Origin of the sequence: Sulfitobacter faviae, from assembly GCF_029870955.1 — a bacterium.
GTDB classification, from domain to species: domain Bacteria; phylum Pseudomonadota; class Alphaproteobacteria; order Rhodobacterales; family Rhodobacteraceae; genus Sulfitobacter; species Sulfitobacter faviae.
Genome location: NZ_PGFQ01000002.1, coordinates 109,881 through 130,585, shown reverse-complemented (window position 1 = coordinate 130,585; position 20,705 = coordinate 109,881). Strand labels below are relative to the sequence as shown.

The 20,705-nt window shown below is 64.3% G+C and carries 12 protein-coding genes and 4 pseudogenes; 6 read left to right on the top strand and 10 right to left on the bottom strand.

Going from position 1 to position 20,705, the window contains the following annotated elements:
- Window positions 1–119: 119 nt before the first annotated feature.
- The 6 genes and pseudogenes from CUR85_RS17180 to CUR85_RS17155 form a co-directional block, all read right to left on the bottom strand.
- A pseudogene (locus CUR85_RS17180) lies at window positions 120–1,225 on the bottom strand (NAD(P)/FAD-dependent oxidoreductase); the annotation flags it as partial.
- A complete protein-coding gene (locus CUR85_RS17175) occupies window positions 1,225–1,947 on the bottom strand; it encodes an amino acid ABC transporter ATP-binding protein (protein WP_067260887.1) in 723 nt (240 codons plus the stop codon). The pseudogene CUR85_RS17180 and the gene CUR85_RS17175, both read right to left, overlap by 1 nt.
- The gene (locus tag CUR85_RS17170) at window positions 1,940–2,593 is read right to left on the bottom strand and encodes an amino acid ABC transporter permease (protein ID WP_067260889.1); all 654 of its coding nucleotides are present in this window, start codon (window positions 2,591–2,593) and stop codon (window positions 1,940–1,942) included. The genes CUR85_RS17175 and CUR85_RS17170 overlap by 8 nt, the downstream gene beginning before the upstream one ends.
- Before the next feature lie 13 nt (window positions 2,594–2,606).
- The gene (locus CUR85_RS17165) at window positions 2,607–3,272 is read right to left on the bottom strand and encodes an amino acid ABC transporter permease (protein ID WP_067260891.1); all 666 of its coding nucleotides are present in this window, start codon (window positions 3,270–3,272) and stop codon (window positions 2,607–2,609) included.
- Between the two features lie 59 nt (window positions 3,273–3,331).
- On the bottom strand, window positions 3,332–4,138 hold the full coding sequence (locus CUR85_RS17160; protein WP_067260893.1) for an ABC transporter substrate-binding protein: 807 nt from the start codon (window positions 4,136–4,138) through the stop codon (window positions 3,332–3,334).
- A 243-nt stretch (window positions 4,139–4,381) separates the two neighbouring features.
- Window positions 4,382–5,898: pseudogene (locus tag CUR85_RS17155) on the bottom strand (aldehyde dehydrogenase (NADP(+))).
- 69 nt (window positions 5,899–5,967) lie between these two features.
- Here CUR85_RS17155 and CUR85_RS20605 point away from each other — a divergent pair.
- The 5 genes and pseudogenes from CUR85_RS20605 (at window position 5,968) to CUR85_RS17130 (ending at window position 12,127) form a co-directional block, all read left to right on the top strand.
- Window positions 5,968–7,031 (top strand): annotated as a pseudogene (locus CUR85_RS20605) (Ldh family oxidoreductase).
- 397 nt (window positions 7,032–7,428) lie between these two features.
- Complete coding sequence (locus CUR85_RS17145; RefSeq protein WP_082851917.1) at window positions 7,429–8,928, top strand: OpgD/OpgG family glucan biosynthesis protein; 1,500 nt, start codon at window positions 7,429–7,431, stop codon at window positions 8,926–8,928.
- Complete coding sequence (locus CUR85_RS17140) at window positions 8,925–9,095, top strand: hypothetical protein (protein WP_156505591.1); 171 nt, start codon at window positions 8,925–8,927, stop codon at window positions 9,093–9,095. The genes CUR85_RS17145 and CUR85_RS17140 overlap by 4 nt, the downstream gene beginning before the upstream one ends.
- A 5-nt stretch (window positions 9,096–9,100) precedes the next feature.
- Window positions 9,101–10,905 (top strand): annotated as a pseudogene (gene mdoH, locus CUR85_RS17135) (glucans biosynthesis glucosyltransferase MdoH).
- Complete coding sequence (locus CUR85_RS17130; RefSeq protein ID WP_067265091.1) at window positions 10,892–12,127, top strand: OpgC family protein; 1,236 nt, start codon at window positions 10,892–10,894, stop codon at window positions 12,125–12,127. Before mdoH ends, CUR85_RS17130 begins: the two are co-directional and overlap by 14 nt.
- A gap of 3 nt (window positions 12,128–12,130) precedes the next feature.
- Here the strand turns inward: CUR85_RS17130 and CUR85_RS17125 are convergent, their stop codons facing one another.
- The 3 genes from CUR85_RS17125 to CUR85_RS17115 all read right to left on the bottom strand — a co-directional run bounded on the left by CUR85_RS17125 (window position 12,131) and on the right by CUR85_RS17115 (window position 18,070).
- Window positions 12,131–13,699 carry a phospholipase D-like domain-containing protein gene (locus CUR85_RS17125; protein WP_067265094.1) on the bottom strand — a complete coding sequence of 523 codons (1,569 nt, stop codon included), beginning with the start codon at window positions 13,697–13,699 and terminating at the stop codon, window positions 12,131–12,133.
- An 85-nt stretch (window positions 13,700–13,784) separates the two neighbouring features.
- Window positions 13,785–16,904, bottom strand: a complete 3,120-nt coding sequence (locus tag CUR85_RS17120) for an efflux RND transporter permease subunit (protein ID WP_067265096.1) — start codon at window positions 16,902–16,904, stop codon at window positions 13,785–13,787.
- A complete protein-coding gene (locus CUR85_RS17115; RefSeq protein ID WP_082852082.1) occupies window positions 16,901–18,070 on the bottom strand; it encodes an efflux RND transporter periplasmic adaptor subunit in 1,170 nt (389 codons plus the stop codon). The genes CUR85_RS17120 and CUR85_RS17115 overlap by 4 nt, the downstream gene beginning before the upstream one ends.
- Window positions 18,071–18,301: 231 nt before the next feature.
- Here CUR85_RS17115 and CUR85_RS17110 point away from each other — a divergent pair, with 231 nt between their 5' ends.
- A complete protein-coding gene (locus tag CUR85_RS17110) occupies window positions 18,302–19,522 on the top strand; it encodes an MFS transporter (protein WP_067265100.1) in 1,221 nt (406 codons plus the stop codon).
- Here CUR85_RS17110 and CUR85_RS17105 read toward each other — a convergent pair.
- A complete protein-coding gene (locus tag CUR85_RS17105; RefSeq protein WP_280322937.1) occupies window positions 19,462–20,616 on the bottom strand; it encodes an NAD(+) synthase in 1,155 nt (384 codons plus the stop codon). The two genes, CUR85_RS17110 and CUR85_RS17105, sit on opposite strands and share 61 nt — an antisense overlap.
- Window positions 20,617–20,705 lie beyond the last annotated feature (89 nt).

Genomic DNA, 20,705 nt, shown 5'->3' with positions numbered 1-20,705 from the left:
CTCTAGAAACGGGCGGGAGAGAAGGGGGTCAGGTCGATGCCGGGGTCTTGGCCGGTCATAAGATCCGCGATGATGGCGGCGGTGCCCGCCGATTGGGTGAGGCCCAGATGCCCGTGGCCAAAGGCGCAGAACACATCCGGGCGGCTTGGCAGCGCGCCGATGGCGGGCAGGCTGTCGGCAGTGAGGGGCGAAAACCCATCCATTGCGTGCCGCCCGAGGTGTCGAGCCCCGGCAGAAAGCGCTTGGCCTTTTTCAGCATCGCATCGGCCCGGGCAAAGTTCGGCGGCAGGTCGAGCCCGCCGAGTTCCACCGCCCCGCCGACGCGCAGCCCGTGGCCCACCTTGCTGATGACAAAGCCATGGCCGCCGAAAGTGATCTGGCGCTTCAGGTCGAAGGCCCCGGCGGGCAGGGTCGTGTTATAGCCGCGCTCGGTCTCAAGCGGGATTTTCGCGCCAGCGGTCCGCGCGAGGTGATGCGAATGTGCGCCGGCGGCCAGCACCACGCGGCCCGGTATGAACCCATCAGAGGTCTCGACCCCGCCTGCGACCAGCCGCTCGGCGCCGGTGATGGTGATCTCTCCGCCCCCCGCCCGGAAGCGTTCGGCCATCGCCAGCACATAGTCGTGCGGATCCGAGATCGATTGCCATTCCGGGGTGAAGGTCGCATGGGTGAAGCCGGGCGCGAGACCGGGCTGATAGGCCGCAATCTCATCACCCTTGAGATGGGTGAAGGCAATCCCCGCCTCTTCGCGGGCTTGCCATCCGGGGAGGGAGGCGCGAAACTCGGCCTCGCTTTCATAGACCTGCAACTGTCCGTCATGGCGCAGCATATGGGCCAGACCGCTCAGCGCCAGATGCGGGTCGAGCGCGGCTTGCGAGAGTTTCATCAGCGCCGTCTGCGCCACGGTCGAGGCCCGCAGCTGCGCGGGCCAGCTTGCTTTCCAAAAACGCCACATCCACGGGGCGATCCGCCCGGCATAGCGCGGCGGCACCGACAGCGGCCCCAGCGGGTCAAGCAGCCATTTCGGCGCCTGCCGGATCATCCGGGGCGAGGCGAGCGGCAGGATCTCGGTAAATGCAAAGGCACCCGCGTTGCCCGCCGAAGCGCCCGCCGCCGGGCCTTCACGGTCGATCACCCGCACGGGTAGCCCGCGCGCCTGAAGCGCCAGCGCGATGGACAGGCCCACCACGCCCGCGCCGACGACCGTCACCGGGGTTTGGTTCATTACCGCACGCTCGACAGGAATTGACGGGTCTCTTCTTGCTGCGGATCACCAAAGATCTGATCCGGCGCGCCGATCTCGGCCATGACGCCCTTGTGAAAGAAGGCCACACGGTCCGACACATCGCGTGCGAAACTCATCTCATGGGTGACACAGATCATCGTCATCCCTTCATCTGCCAGCAGTTTGAGCGTGTCCAGCACCTCGCCCACCAGTTGCGGGTCGAGGGCCGAGGTCACCTCGTCAAAGAGAATGTAATCGGGCGACATCGCCAATGCACGCGCAATCGCCATCCGCTGCTGCTGCCCGCCCGACAGGCGGCTAGGGTAAACATCGAGCTTATCGGCCAGACCGACATGCGAAAGCTGCTGCACTGCGATCTCTTCGGCTTCTTTGCGGGCGATGCCTTTGACCTTGCGCGGGGCCAGCGTGACGTTTTCCAACACCGTCAAATGCGGAAAGGCGTTGAACTGCTGGAACACGATGCCGATCTTGCGGCGCAGCTTGTTCAGGTCGGTGTCGCGGGCGTGAACCTCGGTCCCGTCGACGACGATGCGGCCCCTGTCGATCGGCTCCAACCCGTTGATGCAGGTCAAGAGCGTCGATTTGCCCGAACCCGAGCCGCCGATCACCGAGACGACCTCGCCTTTTTGCACGGTCAGGTCGATGCCCTTGAGCACCTGAAGCGCACCAAAGGATTTGTGGACGTTTTCAATCTCAATCATTTTCTTGCCACCTTTTTTCCAAGCGGCTGCCAAGCCGGGCAATGGGGAAACTGAGCGCGAAGTAGATCGCGCCGGTCACGAGCAGGATGAACATCGGCTCTTGCAGGCGTGTCACCAGAATTTGCGAGGCGCGCAGCAATTCGATGATGCCAAGCCACATCACCAGCGCGCTGTCTTTCATCACGCCAAGCGTCAGGCCGATCCAACTGGGCAGGCCGACCCGCAGCGCCATGGGAAAGACGATCTGCGTGAGATCCTGCCCCCATGTCATGCCAAGCGAGCGCGCCGCACGGCGGGTGACCGAAGGCACCGCCTCGATCGCGCCGCGCACGATCTCGGTGCAATAGGCCGAGGTATAGAGCGCCAGCACGATGCAGGAGGTCACGAAGGGCGAAATCCCCCAGCCCGCGATGGCCTGAAAAGCGTTGGCAAGGATCAGTTGGATCAGCAGCGGAACCGAGCGGAAGATATCCAGCACGAAGGTCAGCGGCAGCGCCGCCCATGGGCTGATCTGGCTGCGCAGCACCCCGAAGAACACCCCCAGCAGCGTGCCGCCCACCACCGCGAAGGCGGTGACCGAAAGCGTCACCCCCGCGCCTTTGAGCATGAACAACAGGTCGTTGAAGGTCAGAGCCGTATCAAACATCTATTCTCTTCCTTCAGTAGCGAAACAGGCGGGCGGCAAGCAGCCGTGCGCCAAGCATCACGGTCTTGGCGATCACGTAGTAGATCACCGCCGCCAATGCGAAGAATTCAAAGGTTCGGAAGCTGCGCGCGTTGAGGTCTTGCGTCACCCCGGCGAGATCCGAATTCAGCCCCACCGTGACACCCAGAGAGGTCATCAAGATCGCCCAGATCATCTGGTTCGTCGTCGGCAGGAACGAGATGCGGAACATCTGCGGCAGGATGATCAAGCGAAACGCCTTGGCCTGCCCCATGCCCAGTGACCGCCCGGCGCGCAGCTGCGTGCCCGGAATGGCGCGCATCGCGCCGCGGAACGTCTCGCAAAGGTAGCCCGCGTTGTTGAAGGCGATCCCGGCCAGCAGCGCGGCGTAGGGGCTGAGATAGATCCCGAAAGACCCGAGCCCGAAATGCGCCATGTAAATCTGAAACAGCGCCGGCGTGTTGCGCGCCACTTCGACCCATGCGGTCGCAGGCGCCCGCAGCCAAGCCGATTTGGCATCCCGGCCCACGGCCAGCAGCACGGCGATGGCAATGCCGATGAGCATCGACAGGATCGATATTTGCAGCGTGACCAGCGCGCCTTCCAGCATCTCTGGTAAGGCGCGAAAGGCCTGTCGCCATTGAAAGGTATAGTTGCCCATCTCTTGCTCCGATCAGCGGTTATCGGCAGGGGGGCCGCAGGTCGCGGCCCCCGCATTCATCAGCGATAGGCTTTGGCGATGGTCAGATCCGGCGCCTCGCCGCCGACCCATTTGTCGAACAGTTCCTGATAACGGCCCGAGCGCACCTGCTGGTTCACGAAGAGGTCGAGGTAGTTCAGCAGACCGTATTCCTGACGCAGGCCGATCAGACCGACATAGTCCACGTCGAACGGCGCATCGCCCGCGATGGTCAAACCGTCGAACTTGCCGCTCGCCACGATGGAGGAGGCCACGGTGGAGGTCACGACCGTCGCGTCGATCTGGCCTTGGGCCAACGACAGGAAGACGTCCGCTTGGCTCTGGTAGGAACGGAAGCTGCCTTCGTCCCATGCGTCGACCTGCTCTTCCAGCGCGATGGCTTCGAAAGTGCCCGCGACGGAGCCCACGGTCTTGCCCTTGAGGCTTTCAAAGCTGTCGACGCCCGCGTCTTCGCGGGTCAGCACAACGTTGGTGAAGGCGAAATAGGGCACCGAGAAACCAACGGTCTTAGCGCGCTCCAGCGTGTCAGAGGTGGAGGCAACACCCACATCCGCACGGCCCGAGACGAGGGCGGGAATACGGTCGGGGAAGGGCGTCTCCACGATCTCGGCTTCGACGCCAAGGGCGGCGGCCAGGTCATTGCAATAGTCCACATCGAAGCCAACGGGCGTATTGCTGTCATCGCGCGAGCCCATGGGCGGGAAGTCCAGCACCACGGCGCAGCGCAGCGTGCCCGAAGAAATGATGTCGTCCAGTTTGTCGGCCTGAGCGGCTGTGCCGATCACGGTCGCAGCCACGAGGCTCCCGGCGAGTTGCGTGAATTTCATAGGTATCTCCCTCTTGGGTTGGTCGCCCCCGACTCTCTCTGGACGGGGTGCGGGGTGGTATGAAGGAACAATGTCTTCATTAAAAATACAATATGTATTTTTAACTTTTACCGGCATGTCGACATATTTTTGATACATTCCAGCCTGGCCAGCATGGTCGCGAAAGAGCAGCCGGTCGGGCTGCCCCCACGGCGTAACAAATGCGAAAAGCCGGGCGCGCGGCCCGGCTTTTCCGATCTTAGATTATTCCGCCGCGTCTTCCGGGAGCAGCGCCTCGGGCAGGTTCTGATAGGACACGGGCCGCAGGAAACGGCGGATCGACAGGGTGCCCACGCTGGTCGCGCCGAAGTTGGTGCTGGCCGGATACGGCCCGCCATGCACCATGGAATCCACCACCTCGACCCCTGTCGGGAAACCGTTGGCCAACAGGCGACCCGCCTTGCGCTCCAGCACCGGCATGAGGTCGCGCGCGGCGTCGACATCCGCGTCATCCATATGCAGGGTGATGGTCAATTGCCCGTCCAGTTCCAACGCCAGCGCGCGCATCTCTTCGAGCGAAGAGACCCGCACCACCAAGCCTAGAGGGCCGAAGACCTCTTCGTGCAGCGTCGGATTGGCCTTGAACTCTTCGCCCGTGGTTTCGAAGAGGGCAGGCGCGGCGGTGCGGCCTTCGCTGTCGGCCAGATGCACCTGGCGCAGGCTTGGCGCGGATTTGAACTTGTCCCGCCCTGCGCAATAGGCCTCCGCGATACCGTCTGTCAGCATGACCTGCGGGCCACGTCTTGCAGCGCTGTTGCCGCGTTCTGCACGAAGGCGTCGGCGCCCGGCCCGTCAATCACCACGGCGATCCCGGGATTGGTGCAGAACTGGCCCGCGCCCATGGTCAGCGATGCCGCCCAGCCCTTGCCAAGCTCCTCGGCCCGTGCCGCCATCGCGGCGGGCAGCATGAACATCGGGTTGACCGAGCCCAACTCGCCAAAGAAGGGGATCGGCTCTGGCCGCGCGGCGCAGAGATCGAAGAGCGCCCGGCCCCCGGCGAGCGAGCCGGTGAAGCCCACGGCCTTGATCAGCGGATGCTGCACCACGGCCTGCCCCACGGCGCGGTTGCCGCCTTGGATCAGCGAGAAGACCCCGCGCGGCATGCCGCAGCTTTCAACCGCGGCATGGATCGCTTCGGCCACGATCTCTCCGGTGCCGGGATGGGCGGAGTGGCCTTTGACCACGACCGGGCAGCCCGCCGCCAGCGCCGCTGCGGTGTCACCGCCCGCCACGGAGAAAGCCAGCGGGAAGTTCGACGCGCCAAAGACGGCCACGGGGCCGATGGGGCGTTGGACCATAGTTATCGCGGGCCGCGGGGCGGGCTGGCGGTCGGGCATGGCGGCATCGAAGCGACGGTCCAGATAGTCACCCTTTTCGATATGCGCCGCGAAAAGGCGGAGTTGGCCCACGGTCCGGCCCCGCTCCCCTTCGAGCCGCGCTTCGGGCAGGCCGCTTTCTTGGCTGCCGATCTCGGTGATCTCGGCCCCGCGGGCGTCGATCTCATCGGCGATGGCGTTGAGGAATTTGGCGCGGGTCGCGCGGCTGGAATAGCCATAGTCCCAAAACGCAGCTTCGGCGGCTTCGCAGGCTTGGTCGACCAGTTCCACCGTGCCGACCGAGAAGTCATGCGCAGGCCCATGGGCGGGGCTAGAGCTAAAGCGATCATCCGTGGCGATCCATTCGCCAGCGATCAGGTGTTTGCCGTGGGGAGTAAAGGCCATCTTCTATCCTTTCTTGCGGGCCGCGGCCCGGTGTCAGCTTGCGTCTCTCCGCATCTGCATACATGATGTATGCATGATTGCAACCCAAGCCCTGCGAGGTTTCAGATGGCCGACACAACCCTCTCTCACGATGACCTGACCGCGATGGTCATTCGGATTTTCCAAGGCGGGGGCCTGTCGCCCCTGAATGCCGCCGCCCTCGCGCGGGTGATTGTCGCGGGCGAAGGCGATGCCTGCAAATCCCACGGCATCTACCGGATCGAAGGCTGCCTGCGCACGATCAAGGCGGGAAAGGTGGTGCCCGACGCCGTGCCACAGGTGCATCATGACGACAGCGCCGTGGTGCGCGTGAACGCAGGCGGCGGCTTCTCCAACGCGGCCTTCGAAGCAGGCGCGCCGGTGCTGGCCGAGCGTTGCCGCACCACCGGAATCGCCGCCATGGTGATCAACGATTGCACCCATTTCGCCGCCCTCTGGCCCGAGATCGAGGCGCTGACCGAGATGGGCCTTGCAGCCATGGCCATGTGCCCCAGCTATGCCAGCGTCGCCCCCTCGGGCGGAACCGACCCCTTGATGGGGACCAACCCTTTCGCCTTTGGCTGGCCCCGGGAAGGGGGCGACCCTTACGTTTTCGATTTCGCCACCAGCGTCGCCGCGCGGGGGAGATCGAATTGCACCGCCGCGCGGGCACGCCCCTGCCCGAAGGCTGGGCCATCGCACCCGATGGCAGCCCGACGACCGACCCCGAAGCCGCCCTCGCCGGGGCTATGCTGCCCTTCGGCAGTCACAAGGGATCGGCCATCTCGACCATGATCGAATTGCTTGCCGGGGTGATGATCGGTGACCTGACCAGCCCTGAAGCGCGCGATGCCTTGGGCTCGCTCACCCTTGCGCCCGCCCATGGCGAATTGATCATCGCCTTCGACCCCAAAACGTTTGCCGCAGGCCGCCCCGGCGACCCCTTCGCGCGGGCGGAAACCCTCTTTGATGCGATCACCGGGCAAGGGGCGCGGCTGCCCTCGCAGCGCCGGTTCAAGGCGCGTGCCGAGACGCGGGCCAAGGGGATTCCCCTGACGGAGGCCGAGATGCGCAGTCTTGAGCGTTTGCTGGCCGAAGGGCTCGACGCCGTCTGACCCCCACCGCGCGCCGCCCTCCCGCGGGGGTGGGGCGCGATCCCGCCCAAACACGCCTCAAAGCGCCGCAAAATCTTGCCACCATCGCAGGGCGATTGTCACAAAAAAGAGCCGATCCTACGGAAATCAAGGCGAAAATTTGTGCAGCCCCCGCCGCGCAGCAGCCGGATCGGCGGTTTTCCGCGCTGCCCTGCGGCAATCCGCTGATAGTTGCAATATCAAGTTTCCAGCCTCCGCAAAAAGATTAGATAGGGGAAAAATTGCACACTCTTAACGTGTCTTCTGAGGTATTGTTTTGCCGAATTTCCCGACTGCACGACCGATTGAACAGCGGTCCGAAACCCTAGAACGCCGCCAGTTCCTCACCCTCTCCGCCGCGTCCTTTGCCGCCGCGCTCATGCCGCGGCACAGCGCGGCGCAGGAGGTGCCCGCCGCCTCCTTCACCTTCGACGCACTGGTCGAAGATATGCGGCGATTGGCCCAGACCTCCTATGTGGCCCCGAAGCCGGTCGAAGGCTTCCTTGCCGATCTGGATTATGACGCCTACCAGCGCATCCGGTTCCGGCCCGAGCAGGCCCGCTGGCAGGAAAAGGGCGTGGCCTTCAGGCTGCACGCCTTCCACCCCGGCTGGCTGTTTAAGGAAGCGGTGAAGATGAACGAGGTCCGGGGCGACGCGGTGGAACCGATGGGCTTTACCACCGCCGATTTTGAGTATGACGACGAAGAACTCGCCAAGTCGATCCCGCCCAATGCCGAGATGCCGGGCGTCGCCGGTTTCCGCCTGCACACCCCGCTCAACCGGGCCGATATTTTCGATGAATTGATCGTCTTCCAAGGGGCGAGCTATTTCCGCGCCTTGGGCAAGGACACGCTCTATGGTCTCAGCGCGCGGGGATTGGCCGTCAACACCGGCCTGCCCGAAGGTGAGGAATTCCCCCGCTTCAGCGAGGTTTGGCTGCGCCGCCCCGAACCGGGTGACGATAGCGTCACGATCTATGCCGCGCTCGACAGCCCTTCGGTGACCGGGGCCTATCAATTCGTGATCACACCGGGCGAAGACACCACCGTCGAAGTCACCATGCGGCTCTTCCTGCGCGAAGACATCAAACAGCTTGGCATCGCGCCGCTGACCTCGATGTTTTTGCACAATGGCGCGGATAAGGGCAATTTCGACGACTTCCGCCCCGCGGTGCATGACAGCGAAGTCTTGGTGCTGAACACAGGCAAGGATACCACCCTCTGCCGCCCGCTGAACAATCCGCCGCGTTTGGCGAGTTCCTATTTCGGGGCGCAGAGCCCGCGGTCTTTCGGGCTGGCGCAGCGCAATCGGGACTTTGAGCATTACCTCGACGCGCAGGCCCATTACGAACGCCGCCCCTCGCTGATGATCGAACCCATGGGCGACTGGGGCAAAGGCACGCTGCGGCTGGTCGAGATACCTTCGGATCTGGAAGGCAATGACAACATCGTGGCCTATTGGATCCCCGAAGGGGAGACCCGCGCGGGCGATGAACTGGCCTACGGCTACCGCATGCACTGGGGGATGACCCCGCCGGGCGCGACGCCGCAGACCCTTGGCCGCGTGGTGCGGCTGCGCTCGGGCCATGGCGGGGTGGCGGGTGTTGAGGCAGACACCGAGACCCGCAAATTCGTCATCGACTTCGCCGGCGGACAGCTCAGCGATATGCCGAGCGACGCCGAGCTTGAACCCGTCACCAGCGCACAAAACGGCGAGATCGTGGAGGCGATCCTAAGCCGGGTGGATGGCAGGGACGAATGGCGGCTGGTGCTGGAACTGCGCGCCGAGCCTGACGCCATCGTCGAAATCAAGGCAGTTCTATCGGGATATGACCGCAATCTGACAGAGACATGGGTGTACCAATGGATCAACGCATGACCCTTCAAGACGCGACGACCCCCACTTCTGCAATGGCTGGCGAGGCCGAGAACTGGATGCCGCCCGCTGCCCCGCTTGCGATGCCACGGCAGAGCTTGGAACGGCGCGGCCATCTGGCCGGGCTGGCCGACCTTGCGCGGGCATTTCTGCTGCGGCGTAAGGCCTGAGCACCATGACACCCCAGCACAGGCAGATCGCGGCGGATGGCCCGACCCGTTTTGCACGGGCGGTCGCCCTGCTGTTGTCGCTCGGCGCCGCAGCCCTTGCCGCGACCCTTTTGGCCGAGGCTGCGGCGCGAGATGGGTTCAGCGGCTGGGACGGCCTCCGGGCCTTGCTCGTTTTCGCCACCACCGCTTGGTTGGCTTGGGGGGCGTTGCTGGCGCTGATCGGGCTTTTCGGCGGCAGATCGACGCCGCCCCGCCCCGCGCTTGAGGCACCGCAGCCGCGCACGGTGATCGCGGTGCCCATCTGCAACGAAGACCCGCTTACCACCTTCGCCCGCATCGCCGCGATTGACCGCTCCGTCGCCCGGGCCGGGGTTACGGCGGATTTCGTGGTTCTGTCGGACACACGCGATGACGCGCTGGCCGGGAAAGAGCAATTCGCCTTCGCCCGCCTGCTGCGCGAGACCGAGGGCCAAGGCCGCATCTTCTACCGCAGGCGGCAGGACAATGCGGGCCGCAAGGCGGGCAATATCGAAGAGTTCATTCGCAGCTACGGCGGGGCCTATGACTTTGCCGTGATCCTTGACGCCGACAGTCTGATGGAGGGCGAGACGATCCGCGCCATGATCGCGCGGATGCAGGCCGATCCGCAGCTGGGGCTCTTGCAGACCCTGCCCAAGATCATCGGCGCGCGGTCTTTCTTTGGCCGCGCCTTGCAGTTCGCCTCGTGGTTCCATGGGCCGATCTTCACCCGTGGCCTTGCCCGCATGCAGGGGGCCACGGGGCCGTTTTGGGGCCATAACGCGATCATCCGCGTCCGCGCCTTTGCCGAAAGCTGTGGCCTGCCCGAACTCTCTGGCCCGCCACCCTTGGGCGGGCATATCCTGAGCCATGATTATGTCGAGGCGGCCTTGCTCGCCCGCGCCGGTTGGAAGGTCGAGGTGGATGAGACCTTGGGCGGCTCCTTTGAGGAGGGCCCCGAAAACGTCCTTTCCTTCGCGCGGCGCGAGCGGCGCTGGTGCCAAGGCAACCTGCAACATGCGCGGCTGATCTTCGCGCCCGGCTTGGCGGGGTGGAGCCGCTTTGTCTTTTTGCAGAATGTGACCGCCTATGTCGTCTCGCTTCTCTGGGCGGCCTTTCTGATCACCTCGGCGATCAGCACGCTCTACGCGCCGCCGCCGGAGTATTTTCCCGGCCCCTATCAGCTTTTCCCCGTCTTCCCCGATACCAGCGCGCGCGAGATCACGCTGCTGGCCTTGGGCGTGCTGGGCTGTTGGTGGTGCCAAAGCTGCTGATCCTGATCCATGCGCTTCTCACCGACCGGGCGCGCGACTTTGGCCGTGCTTTGCGGATGGCGCTCTCGGTGCTGACCGAGATCGTGCTAACCACGCTTCTGGCCCCTTTGATGCTGCTCTACCACAGCCGGGCAGTGATGCAGGTCCTCTCGGGCCAAGACGGCGGTTGGCCCGCCAACCAACGGAACGAGGGCCAGTTGAGTTTGGCCGATGGCTGGGCTGCGGGCCGGTGGATCGTGTTCATTGGCGCGGTGATCCTCGCGGCGGTGCAATGGGTCGCGCCCGATCTGACCGTCTGGCTGCTGCCCGTCGCGGTCCCGATGCTGCTGGCCCCGCTGCTCATCGCCTGGACCTCCCGCCCCCTGCCCCGCAGGCTTTTCGCCGTGCCCGAGGATGCCGCGCCGCGCGATGTCGTCGCGGAATACGACAGTATCTGCGACGTTTGGCGGCTGACGTGGAATGACGAACATCTGATGCCAGAACCCAAAGCGGCGGATCTGCCCCATGCCACCGCCTAACACCGGGCTGTCGCCCGCCGCGCTGGCTGCCGGCGCGGCTCCCAAATCCGCCCGCGATCCGCGCATCGACCTGTTTCGCGGGCTGGCGCTGGTGATGATTTTCATCAACCACGTCCCGGGCAACCCCTATGAGGCCCTGACCATCCGCAACCTCGGTTTCGCCGACGCGGCAGAGGCGTTCTTCCTCATGTCCGGCATCGCCGCAGGCTTGGCCTATACGCCCCGTTTCATCGCGCGAGGCAGGGTGCGTCACGGCCTCTGGCGTGCCATCGCGCCCCTGTGGAAACGGGCGTGGTCGCTTTATGTGGTGCAGCTCCTGCTCTCAGCAGTGGCCTTAGCCATCTTCGCCGCCGCCTTCCAGATCACGACAGAGGCCGCCTTCCTGACCAAGATCAACATGCGGCAGCTCTTTCAAAACCCGACCCAAAGCGTGATCGGGATACCGCTTTTGACGCATCAGTTCGGCTATGTGAACATCCTGCCCGCCTATTCGGTCCTGCTGATCTGCGCCCCGGCGGCGATCATGCTAGGGCTGCGCTGGCCGCGCCTGCTTCTCGCGCTGTCGCTGGTGCTTTGGCTGCTGACCGGTGTCTTCCGGCTTAACCTGCCGAACTACCCCAACCCGGGCGGCTGGTTCTTCAACCCCTTCGCATGGCAAGCGATCTTTGTCTGCGGGCTGCTGGTGGGTCTGAGCCAGCGGCAGGGCTGCCGCTTTTTCCCGAACTCGCAAGCGCTGTTCTGGCTGTCCGCCGCCGTCCTGCTGGGCGTCTTCGCATGGCGCTATGTGCCGGGTTTGGGCCGTTTCCTGAACCTGCAAATGCATCATTTGAGAGAGGCCGGGGTGCCCTTCAACATCACTTCGCACGACAAGACCTATCTCTCCGCCCCGCGGTTCGTTCACATTCTGGCCTTGGGATATTTCCTGTCACAGTTGCAGACCGTCACCCGCCTGTCGGCCCATGCCCTGGCCAGCCCGGTTCGGTTGATCGGGCGGCATGGTCTGCTGGTCTTTGCCAGCGGCACCGTTCTGGCGCTGATCTGTCAGGTGGCGATGATGGCGCGGCCAGAGGCGCAGTGGATGCCGTGGGTTCTGCCTCTTGTCGGAACGGCGGCGCTCTATGGCATCGCTTGGATTGCAGAGACCTCGCGGCAGGTGCTTGCCGCACCGGCTGAACCCGCACCCGTCTCGCTTAAAGCACCAACCGCCGAAGCCACCCCCTAGCCTTTACGAACGCTGGTCGTCGCTCCGCCCCCATTTGCGCCACGCAAGCCATGCAAGCCCCAGCCCGCCCGCGATCAGCGCCATGTGCCGCGGGCGAATGCCGCGCCCGGTGGCGGTGTTTTCGCCCGGATGGTAGCGCGGGTCGAGCAAGCGGGTATTGGCGAGGAATCCACCGACGACAGTCTCGCTGCCCCGGAACACCGCCCGCAGGCCACGGCCCTTCTTGCGGTTGAGGGTTTCGATGGTCCCGATCATCGACTTCTTCTCTTCCATCACCTCGGCCACACGTTCGGGCGGCAGCCCGAGGTGCTCGGCAATCAAGCGGGTTCTGAACCCTTCGATCACCTTCGCCGGGTGTTCGATCGCGACGTCACACTCGGTATCAAACCCCATGGAACGGTTGTTGAGGTTGCTGGAACCAAGACGCAAAAGATGATCGTCGATAATCATGATCTTCGCATGAACATAGATCGGCTCCCCCTCCTTGGTGACGGGGAAATAGATGCGAAAGCGGTTCTGGTGATCCGCGCGTTTTAGCTCTTCGACGAGCCGCTCCCGCAGGACATGCATGGCGTCATCTTCCAACTGGGATTCCGCATCGCGCGGGTTGATGATGACGATCTCCGGCCCATCCTCTTCGGCCAACCTGGCTTTAAGCGCATCGCAGACCGAAGCGGCGGCGAGGTACTGCGATTCAATATAGATATAGTCACGCGCCGATTGGATCCCCGCGATATAGAGGCGTTCGATCTCATTGATCAGCGGCTCTTCGTCGAAAGGCGGCTCGGTCCGGGCGATGCCCACCTCGACGCCTTCGGCATCAATCGGCAGGTCTTCGGGCCATTCGGACATGGGCGCATCCTCAGGCCGCGCGATCTCATCCCCCGTGGCGCGGAACCAACGCCGACGCGAAAGCTCACCCAAGGCCGCGGCGGCGGGGCCTGACATGGCCGAGGTTGCGTCATGCCAAGGGTCAGAGGGCGTGCCATCCTTGCGCAGGCGGCGCGGGTCGTTCGGCAAGTGATCGGGTGTGTCCCAGCGGTCCTCGGTCGCGTCGATCCCGCCGCAGAAGGCCAGAGCGTCGTCGGCCACGACAATCTTTTGGTGGTGGCAGGCGCCGAAGGGGTGATGGCCGTCCAACGCAAAATGAATCCGGTCGCCACCGAAAAGGCTGAGCGCTAACGAGGGCACCAACCGTCCCGGCGCGGCCAGCACAGCGCCGTTCCATTTCAGCAGGTAGACATGAAGATCCGGCGTCCGCTCCACCACCGCCTCGACAAAGGCGCCAAGCTGGTTGGGATAGCCGTCGGGTGCGTTGCCGTCTTCGTCACTTTCGCCCGGCAGCATCTCAAGCTCGAAATCGAAATCCCAGCCGATCAGCATCAGCTGCTGCCGCGCCCCGAGGAAAATCTCGCGCAGGACCCGGAAATAATCCGCCGCATCGACGATAAGGCCGAACCGATCGGCCCGGGCGACGCGCCATGTGGTCTTGTCATTGAACAGGCTTTGGCTGTTCGCCCCTTGGGTCGACGCCGCGTGGTTCGTCTTAGCCAGTTCCAAATCGCCCTGCACGTTTTTGCCCCTTTCCACTCGATGCTACAGGACTAAACGCGCATTGTAGCGCGAAGTTGCATCCATGCGTAAATATCGGGCGGGCTCAGACCGGTTGCGCCTCAGACAGCTCGGCCTGCAGCCGGGCTTCTTCGGCGGCTTTGGGCGTGGTGAACCGCGCCAGCAGGAAATAGGCGACCGGGGTGAGATAGAGGGTCGAGAGCGTGGCCATGCCCAGCCCCCCGACGATCACCCAGCCAAGCGCCTCGCGCGCCTCGGCCCCCGCGCCCGCCGAAAGGATCAACGGCACGCCGCCCAAGACGGTCGAGGTCATCGTCATCATCACCGGACGCAGCCGGATGGTGGAGGCGCCAAAGATCGCCGCGTGGATATCCGCCCCCTGATCGCGCAATTGGTTGGCAAATTCGACAATCAGAATACCGTTCTTGGCCATGATCCCGATCAACATGACCAGCCCGATTTGGCTGTAAACGTTCAGGCTCTGCCCCGTCATCAGCAGCGCGAAGATCGCGCAGGCCAGCCCCAAGGGCACCGTGGCCATCACCACGATGGCAGAGATGAAGCTTTCGAACTGCGCGGCGAGGACAAGGAAAACCACGAGGATCGCAAAGCCGAAGGTCACGAAAAGCCCCGAACTGGTTTGATCCAACGCGGCGGCCTCGGCCAGCGGCACGATCAGGTTTTCATCGTCCAACACCTCCTGCCCCACCGCGCGCACCTGTTCCAACGCATCGCCCAATGACAGGCCCGGCGTCAGCCCGGCGGAAATCTCGACTGAGCGGTTCTGGCCCTCCCGGTCCAACTCGGGCGCGACGGCGCGTTCTTCGAGGATCACGAAACTGGCTAGCGAAATCATCTGCCCGTTGCCCGATTGGACAAAGACGTTCTCAAGGTCGCGCGGGTCGTTCACCGGGTCCGAGGTCGACAGCATCTGCACGCCATAGCTGGTGTCGTCGATAAAGACCGATGCCACCTCGCGCCCGTCGAGCATCGCCTGCAAAGCCTGCCCCAGCCCGGTGATGTCGACGCCGAGGTCAGCGGCCAGCGTCCGGTCGATCTGCACGAAAAGCTGCGGCTGCGTGCGTTCATATTCCAGCCGCACCTGCCCCATCGCGGGGTTCGCGCTCAACCGGTCCACCATCGCCTGTGCGACTTGCGACAATTGCTCGTAGTTGTTGCCTGTGATGGCGAAAGACAGGCCGCGCCCCGCGCCGCGAATCCCGAGGGAGTTCGGCTGAATTGCAAAGGCCCGCACGCCCACGATGCCGCGCAGCTTGCCGTTGATCTCGCCCACAATCTCATCTTGGCTGCGCGCACGGTCTTCCCAACCGGCGAGCGTGAACACCATAAAACCCCGATTGTCCGCGCCAAACCCGGTGATGGAGAAGATATTCGTCACCTCTCCGGCCTCTTGCAGCGGGGTGATCAGGTCTTCGATCTCGCGCATCTTGCTTTGCGTATAATCAAGCGAGACGCCCTGCGGGGCCGAGACGCTGAGCAGCGCTACGGCGCGATCTTCGCGCGGGGTCAGCTCTTGCCGAATCTCGCCCGAGACCAGCACCGCCGTCAGCGCGACGAAGGCCGCGATCAGCACCACGACATAGGGCATCGCCAGCGCCCATCTGAGGGTCGCCGCATAGGCGCGGTAAAGCAGGTTGCCAAGCCACACGACAGGGCCGCGCGGGTTCTCTGCCGCGGGTTTGGTCAAAAGGCGGCTCGCCAAAACTGGACAAAGGCTGAGCGCCACGACCGAGGACAGCATCACCGCGATGGCGAGGGTAAAGCCAAACTCCCGAAACAGCCCGCCCGCCTGTCCGGGCAGGAACGACAGCGGGATAAAGACCGCCGCCAGCGTGGCCGTGGTGGTCACCACGGCAAAGAAGACCTGCGATGTGCCCAGCACCGCCGCCGCGCGCGGCCCCATGCCCGCCGCCCGTTGGCGCACGATATTCTCCAGCACCACAATCGCGTCATCCACGACCATCCCGGTGGCCAGAACCAGCGCCAGCAGGGTCAGGATATTGATCGAAAAGCCCACCAGATAGATCGCCGCCAAAGTGCCGATCAGCGCCACCGGTAGGGTCAGCGCCGGGATCAGCGTGGCGCGGAAATCACGCAGGAAGACAAAGATCACCGCCACCACGATGCCCACGGCAAAGGCCAGCGTTGAGAGCACCTCGCGGATCGAGCCTGAGATAAAGGTCGCATCGTCCGAGGTGACGAAAATCCGCACGTCCTCGGGCAGGGTTTCGTTCAACTCCCCCACCACGGCGCGCACATCGCGCGAGATCTCAAGCGTGTTCGACGTGGCCTGCCGGATGATGCCAATGCCGAGGCCCAATTGCCCATTGGCACGCAGGATCGTCTCCCCTTCGGCGGGGCCAAGCGTGACGCTGGCGACATCGCCGAGCCGGACGTTCTGCTTGATCTCCATCGCCTCGAACGCCTGTGTGGTGACGACGCTGGCCGTGGTGCGCACGTTAATCGACTGACGGTCGCCCGCCAGATCGCCCGCGGGCGCATCATAGGCCACATCGGCCAAGGCGCGCTGGATATCGCCCAAGGTCAGGCCCCGGCTGGCCAGTTCCAACTGGTCGATATCGACGCGGAAAAACGGCTCACGGTCGCCGTAGACCTGCAAATCCGCCACCCCGTTGACCGAGATCAGTCGATCTTCGACGCGGTCCTGCACCAGTTTGGTCAACGCCTCCGGCGAGCGGCCCATGGAGGTCACGGCGATGCGCATCACCGGCTGGGCATTGGCATCGGCCTTGACGATCTGCGGCTGGTCGGCCCCTTCGGGCAATTGGTTCACAATCCGCGCCACCGCATCGCGCACATCGGTCGCGGCCACGTCGATGTCGGTGCTGTCGTTGAACTCCAAGGTGACCCGGCTGCGCCCGAAGCGCGAGTTCGATGAAATCGCCCGCACGCCCGAGACCCGGCCCACGGCTCCTTCGATCCGCCCCGTAAGCTCCTGATCGACGGATTCCGGGGAGGCGCCCGAGAAGGTCGTGGTGACCGTGACCACGGGCCGGTCGACATTGGGCAGCTCCCGCACCTCCGCACCGAAAAGCGCGGCGATACCTGCCAGCACGATCAGCGCGTTCAGCACGAAAGCAAGGATCGGGCGACGCACGAAAAGCGCGGTGCCCGAGGCGGTGCTCGCGGGCGGCGTGGCGTCCTCGGTCGGGGCCGCGCTCATAGGGTTGTCTTCTCAGTCGGGGCGGCATCTGACTGCACGCTGCCCGCGCGGTTGACCTCGCGCACCTCGCCGCCTTCGCGCAGGGTTTGCACGCCTTCCGTCACCACCACATCATCGGCGGTCAGATCCTCCGACAGCACGAGCACGGAATTGCTGTTGCGCTGCGCGATCTCGACCGCGACTTGGTGCGCCTTGCCCTCCCGTACCGTCCAGACAAACGGCCCGTCCGAGGACCATTGCACCGCCAGCGGCGGGATCGCCAGAAACGGATCGCCGACAAAGGTCAAGCTGACCGAAAAGGCCATGCCCGCGCGCAGCTGGTCCCCTTCGTTCGGCACGCGGCCCTGCACCAGAAGCGTGCGGCTGGCACGGTCGATCACGCTGTCGATGGCGCTGACTTCACCCGTCAGGGTCAAATCGCGCATGCCAAGCGGGGTGACGGTGATTTCCTTGCCCAAGGAGAGTTTGCTCACCACCCGCTCAGGCACGCGGAAATCGATCAGGATCTCGCTGCGGTCGGTGATGGTGGCGAGTTGATCCTGCGCATTGACGCGGTCGCCTTCTTCGATATCGGTGATCCCCACCCAACCCGAGATCGGCGCGAGGATGCGGCGTTGCGACAGATCGAACTGCGCTTGGCTGAGCGCAAGCTCGGCGCTTTGCAGGGCCAGTTCCGTCTCGCGCAGGCGCACTTCGCTGACCGCGCCGGTGTTTTGCAACCGCTCCACGCGGTCTTGCTCGGTCTGGGCGTTTTCAAGCTGCAATTCGGCTTGCTTCAGGGCGATCTGCTCGGCCTCATTCTCCAACAGGGCCACAACGGTGCCCGCCTCGATCAACTGCCCGGCGGGCAGGTTGAGATCGGTGATGACCCCCACGGCGTTGGAGCGCAGCGTGACGGAGCGGCGCGCGCGCCCGTCGCCGATGGCGGTGATCCGGTCGGCCAAAGTCTCTTCGCTGACCCCGGCGGTGACGACCAGCGACGGCCCGCCGCCGCCCCAGCCCCGGCCAGAGGCCTGTGGCGCCTCCGCGACCTCCTCGATCCCCAGAAGATCGAGCAAGCCGGTCTCCGCCACATAGGGGCGGGAGGCGGGGACATAGGTTAACATCGCGTAGAGACCCGCAACGAGAACCAGCAGAAATACGAAAAATTGGCGCAGGGCTTTCACGGGGGATGCGCTTTCAAAATATGTTACGAGGCGCATAATTGAGCATCGGCCCCAAAAAGGCACGTCAATTCTGCTTGATCACTGGCTGGGCATTCCCCGAAGGGGCCGCTGGCTGCTATCACTATGGCGCGGAAGTCTGCCCGGTGGAAGGGCAATGGGGTTGATTACTAGAAATTCCGTTTCCGCCGCACATATTCTGGCCCAAGCCGGATCGAAGACCAAGGGGACATCATGCGCGCGACGGTTCTACCACTGGCGACACTGCTACTGGGCTTTTCGCTTTTGCAGATGAGCAACGGGTTGCAGGGCACGCTTTTGGCCGTGCGCGCGGGGCTTGAAGGGTTTGGCGGGGCGACCACCGGCCTTATTATGTCGGGTTTTTTCGCGGGGTTGAGCGTGGGCTCCTTCGTGGCACCCCGGCTGATCAGCGGGGTGGGCCATATCCGCACCTTTGCCGCACTCGCCTCTGTCGCGTCGGCGGCGGCGCTGATGCATTTGGCTTTCATCGACCCTTGGGTCTGGATCGCCGTGCGCTGCCTGACCGGGTTCGCTTTTGCCGGGTTGATCATCGTGACGGAAAGCTGGCTCAACGCTTCGGTCAGTTCCGCGCAGCGGGGCAAATTGCTCGCGGTCTACGGCATGGTCGGCATGGCCTCAGGCGCGGCGGGGCAGTTCCTGCTGAACCTCGGGGATCCGGCTGAGTTCATCCTCTTCGTGCTCGTCTCCATCGTGATGTCGCTGTCGCTGGTGCCAATTTCGCTTAGCCGTGTAGAGGGGCCGCGCTCGGAAGGCGCGCAGGAGCCGCCGTCGCTGCGCCGACTGTGGGGGCTGTCGCCCTACGGGGCGGTCAGTGCAGGGCTGGTCGGGGCCTCTATCGGGACGTTCTACGGGCTGGCACCGCTCTTCGCACAGGAGATGGGCTATACCCAATCGCGCATCGCCCTGCTGATCGCGGCCTTCACCATTGGCGGGCTGATGCTGCAATTCCCGTTGGGCTGGGTTTCCGACCGGATGAGCCGCCGGGGCTTGGGCGTAGGACTGGCCGCGGCGGGCGGTGCTTTGATGATGCTGACCCTGCCGATCCCCGCGCCTTCGGGGTCGATGCTGCTGGTGCTGGGCTTTGCCATTGGCGGGCTGGTTCTGCCCGCGCAATCCATCGTCATCGCCCATGTCAACGACCGCGCCCCCGGCTCGGCGGTGGTGGCCGTCTCGGGCGGGCTGGTGCTGATGCAAGGGATTGGCGCCGCGATCGGGCCGCTGCTGGCGGGTGTGCTGCTGGATACACTCGGGCCGCGGGGCCTGCCACTGGCGCTTGGCGGCTTTCAGTTGACCATCGTGGCATGGGGGCTGCTGCGCATGACCCTGCGCAGCGATCCCGAAACCCAAGAGCGTCACGCGGCACCGCCGCTAACCCCCAACTTTGTCGAAGGCGAGCTGAGCCGCGAGGAATAGCGCGGCTTAGCTCTGGGGCCAGCTCTCTGGCACGTTGCTGCGCAGCTCTTCCAGCCACGGGGTGGCAACGGAGTCCGACGGGGCGCGCCAGTCCCCGCGCGGCGACAATGCCCCCCGGCGCTGACCTTGGGCCCATTCGGCAGGGCCGAGCGCTTGAACTGGCTGGTGGCAAAGAAGCGGTGCAGAAATTTTTCGAGCCAGTGGCGGATCGTCTCCAGATCATAGGCGTTGCGTTTGCCCTGCGGAAAGCCCTCGGGCCAGCGCCCTACCTCGACATCATGCCAAGCGTGCCAGGCCAGAAAGGCCACTTTTGACGGGGCGAGCCCGTAGCGCATGGTGTGGAAGAGAAAGAAGTCGTTCAGCTCATAGGGGCCGATCATCGACTCGGTGCTTTGAATCTCTTCATCTTCGCCCGCGGGCACCAGTTCGGGCGAAATTTCGGTGTCCAGAATGGCTTGCAAGACCTTGTCCGTCTCAGCGTCAAACTGGCCCGAGCGGGTGGCCCAACGGATGAGATACTGGATCAGCGTTTTCGGGACGCCGGTGTTCACGGCATAGTGGCTCATCTGGTCGCCCACGCCATAGGTGCACCAGCCAAGCGCCAATTCGCTCAGATCGCCGGTGCCGATGACAAAGCCCTGCCGCTGGTTGGCGAGCCGGAAGAGATAATCGGTGCGCAGCCCGGCTTGGACGTTTTCAAAGGTGATGTCATAGACCGGCTCCCCGTCCGAGAAGGGGTGATCCATATCCTCAAGCATCTGCCGGGCGGCGGGGCGAATGTCGATCTCATCCGCGGTGATCCCCATGGCCTGCATCAATTTCCACGCGTTGGATTTGGTGCCCTCGGAGGTGGCGAAACCCGGCATGGTAAAGCCGAGGATCCGGTCGCGCGGGATGCCCATACGGTCACAGGCTTTTGCCGCCACGATCAGCGCATGGGTCGAATCCAACCCGCCGGAAATGCCGATGACCATGGTCTTGCCCTTGGTCGCCTCAAAGCGGCGGCGTAGCCCTTCGACCTGAATATTGAACGCTTCATAGCAATCTTGGTCAAGATGGCTTTCGCGGTTCGGCACATAGGGGAAACGACGCACGGGCGGATCAGCCCGGCGTTCTCGTGATGCGGTTGATGGGCAAAGGTCACCCGGCGGAATTCCGGCGCGCGGTGCCGCGCGGCGTCATG

What these genes read in the sequence shown, in the direction of transcription:
- CUR85_RS17120 (WP_067265096.1), bottom strand. Translation starts at nt 16,904, where the DNA reads ATGAGCGCGGCCCCGACCGAGGACGCCACGCCGCCCGCGAGCACCGCC.
- CUR85_RS17175 (WP_067260887.1), bottom strand. Translation starts at nt 1,947, where the DNA reads ATGATTGAGATTGAAAACGTCCACAAATCCTTTGGTGCGCTTCAGGTG.
- CUR85_RS17160 (WP_067260893.1), bottom strand. Translation starts at nt 4,138, where the DNA reads ATGAAATTCACGCAACTCGCCGGGAGCCTCGTGGCTGCGACCGTGATC.
- CUR85_RS17130 (WP_067265091.1), top strand. Translation starts at nt 10,892, where the DNA reads ATGCCACCGCCTAACACCGGGCTGTCGCCCGCCGCGCTGGCTGCCGGC.
- CUR85_RS17140 (WP_156505591.1), top strand. Translation starts at nt 8,925, where the DNA reads ATGACCCTTCAAGACGCGACGACCCCCACTTCTGCAATGGCTGGCGAG.
- CUR85_RS17110 (WP_067265100.1), top strand. Translation starts at nt 18,302, where the DNA reads ATGCGCGCGACGGTTCTACCACTGGCGACACTGCTACTGGGCTTTTCG.
- CUR85_RS17145 (WP_082851917.1), top strand. Translation starts at nt 7,429, where the DNA reads ATGCCGCGGCACAGCGCGGCGCAGGAGGTGCCCGCCGCCTCCTTCACC.
- CUR85_RS17170 (WP_067260889.1), bottom strand. Translation starts at nt 2,593, where the DNA reads ATGTTTGATACGGCTCTGACCTTCAACGACCTGTTGTTCATGCTCAAA.
- CUR85_RS17165 (WP_067260891.1), bottom strand. Translation starts at nt 3,272, where the DNA reads ATGGGCAACTATACCTTTCAATGGCGACAGGCCTTTCGCGCCTTACCA.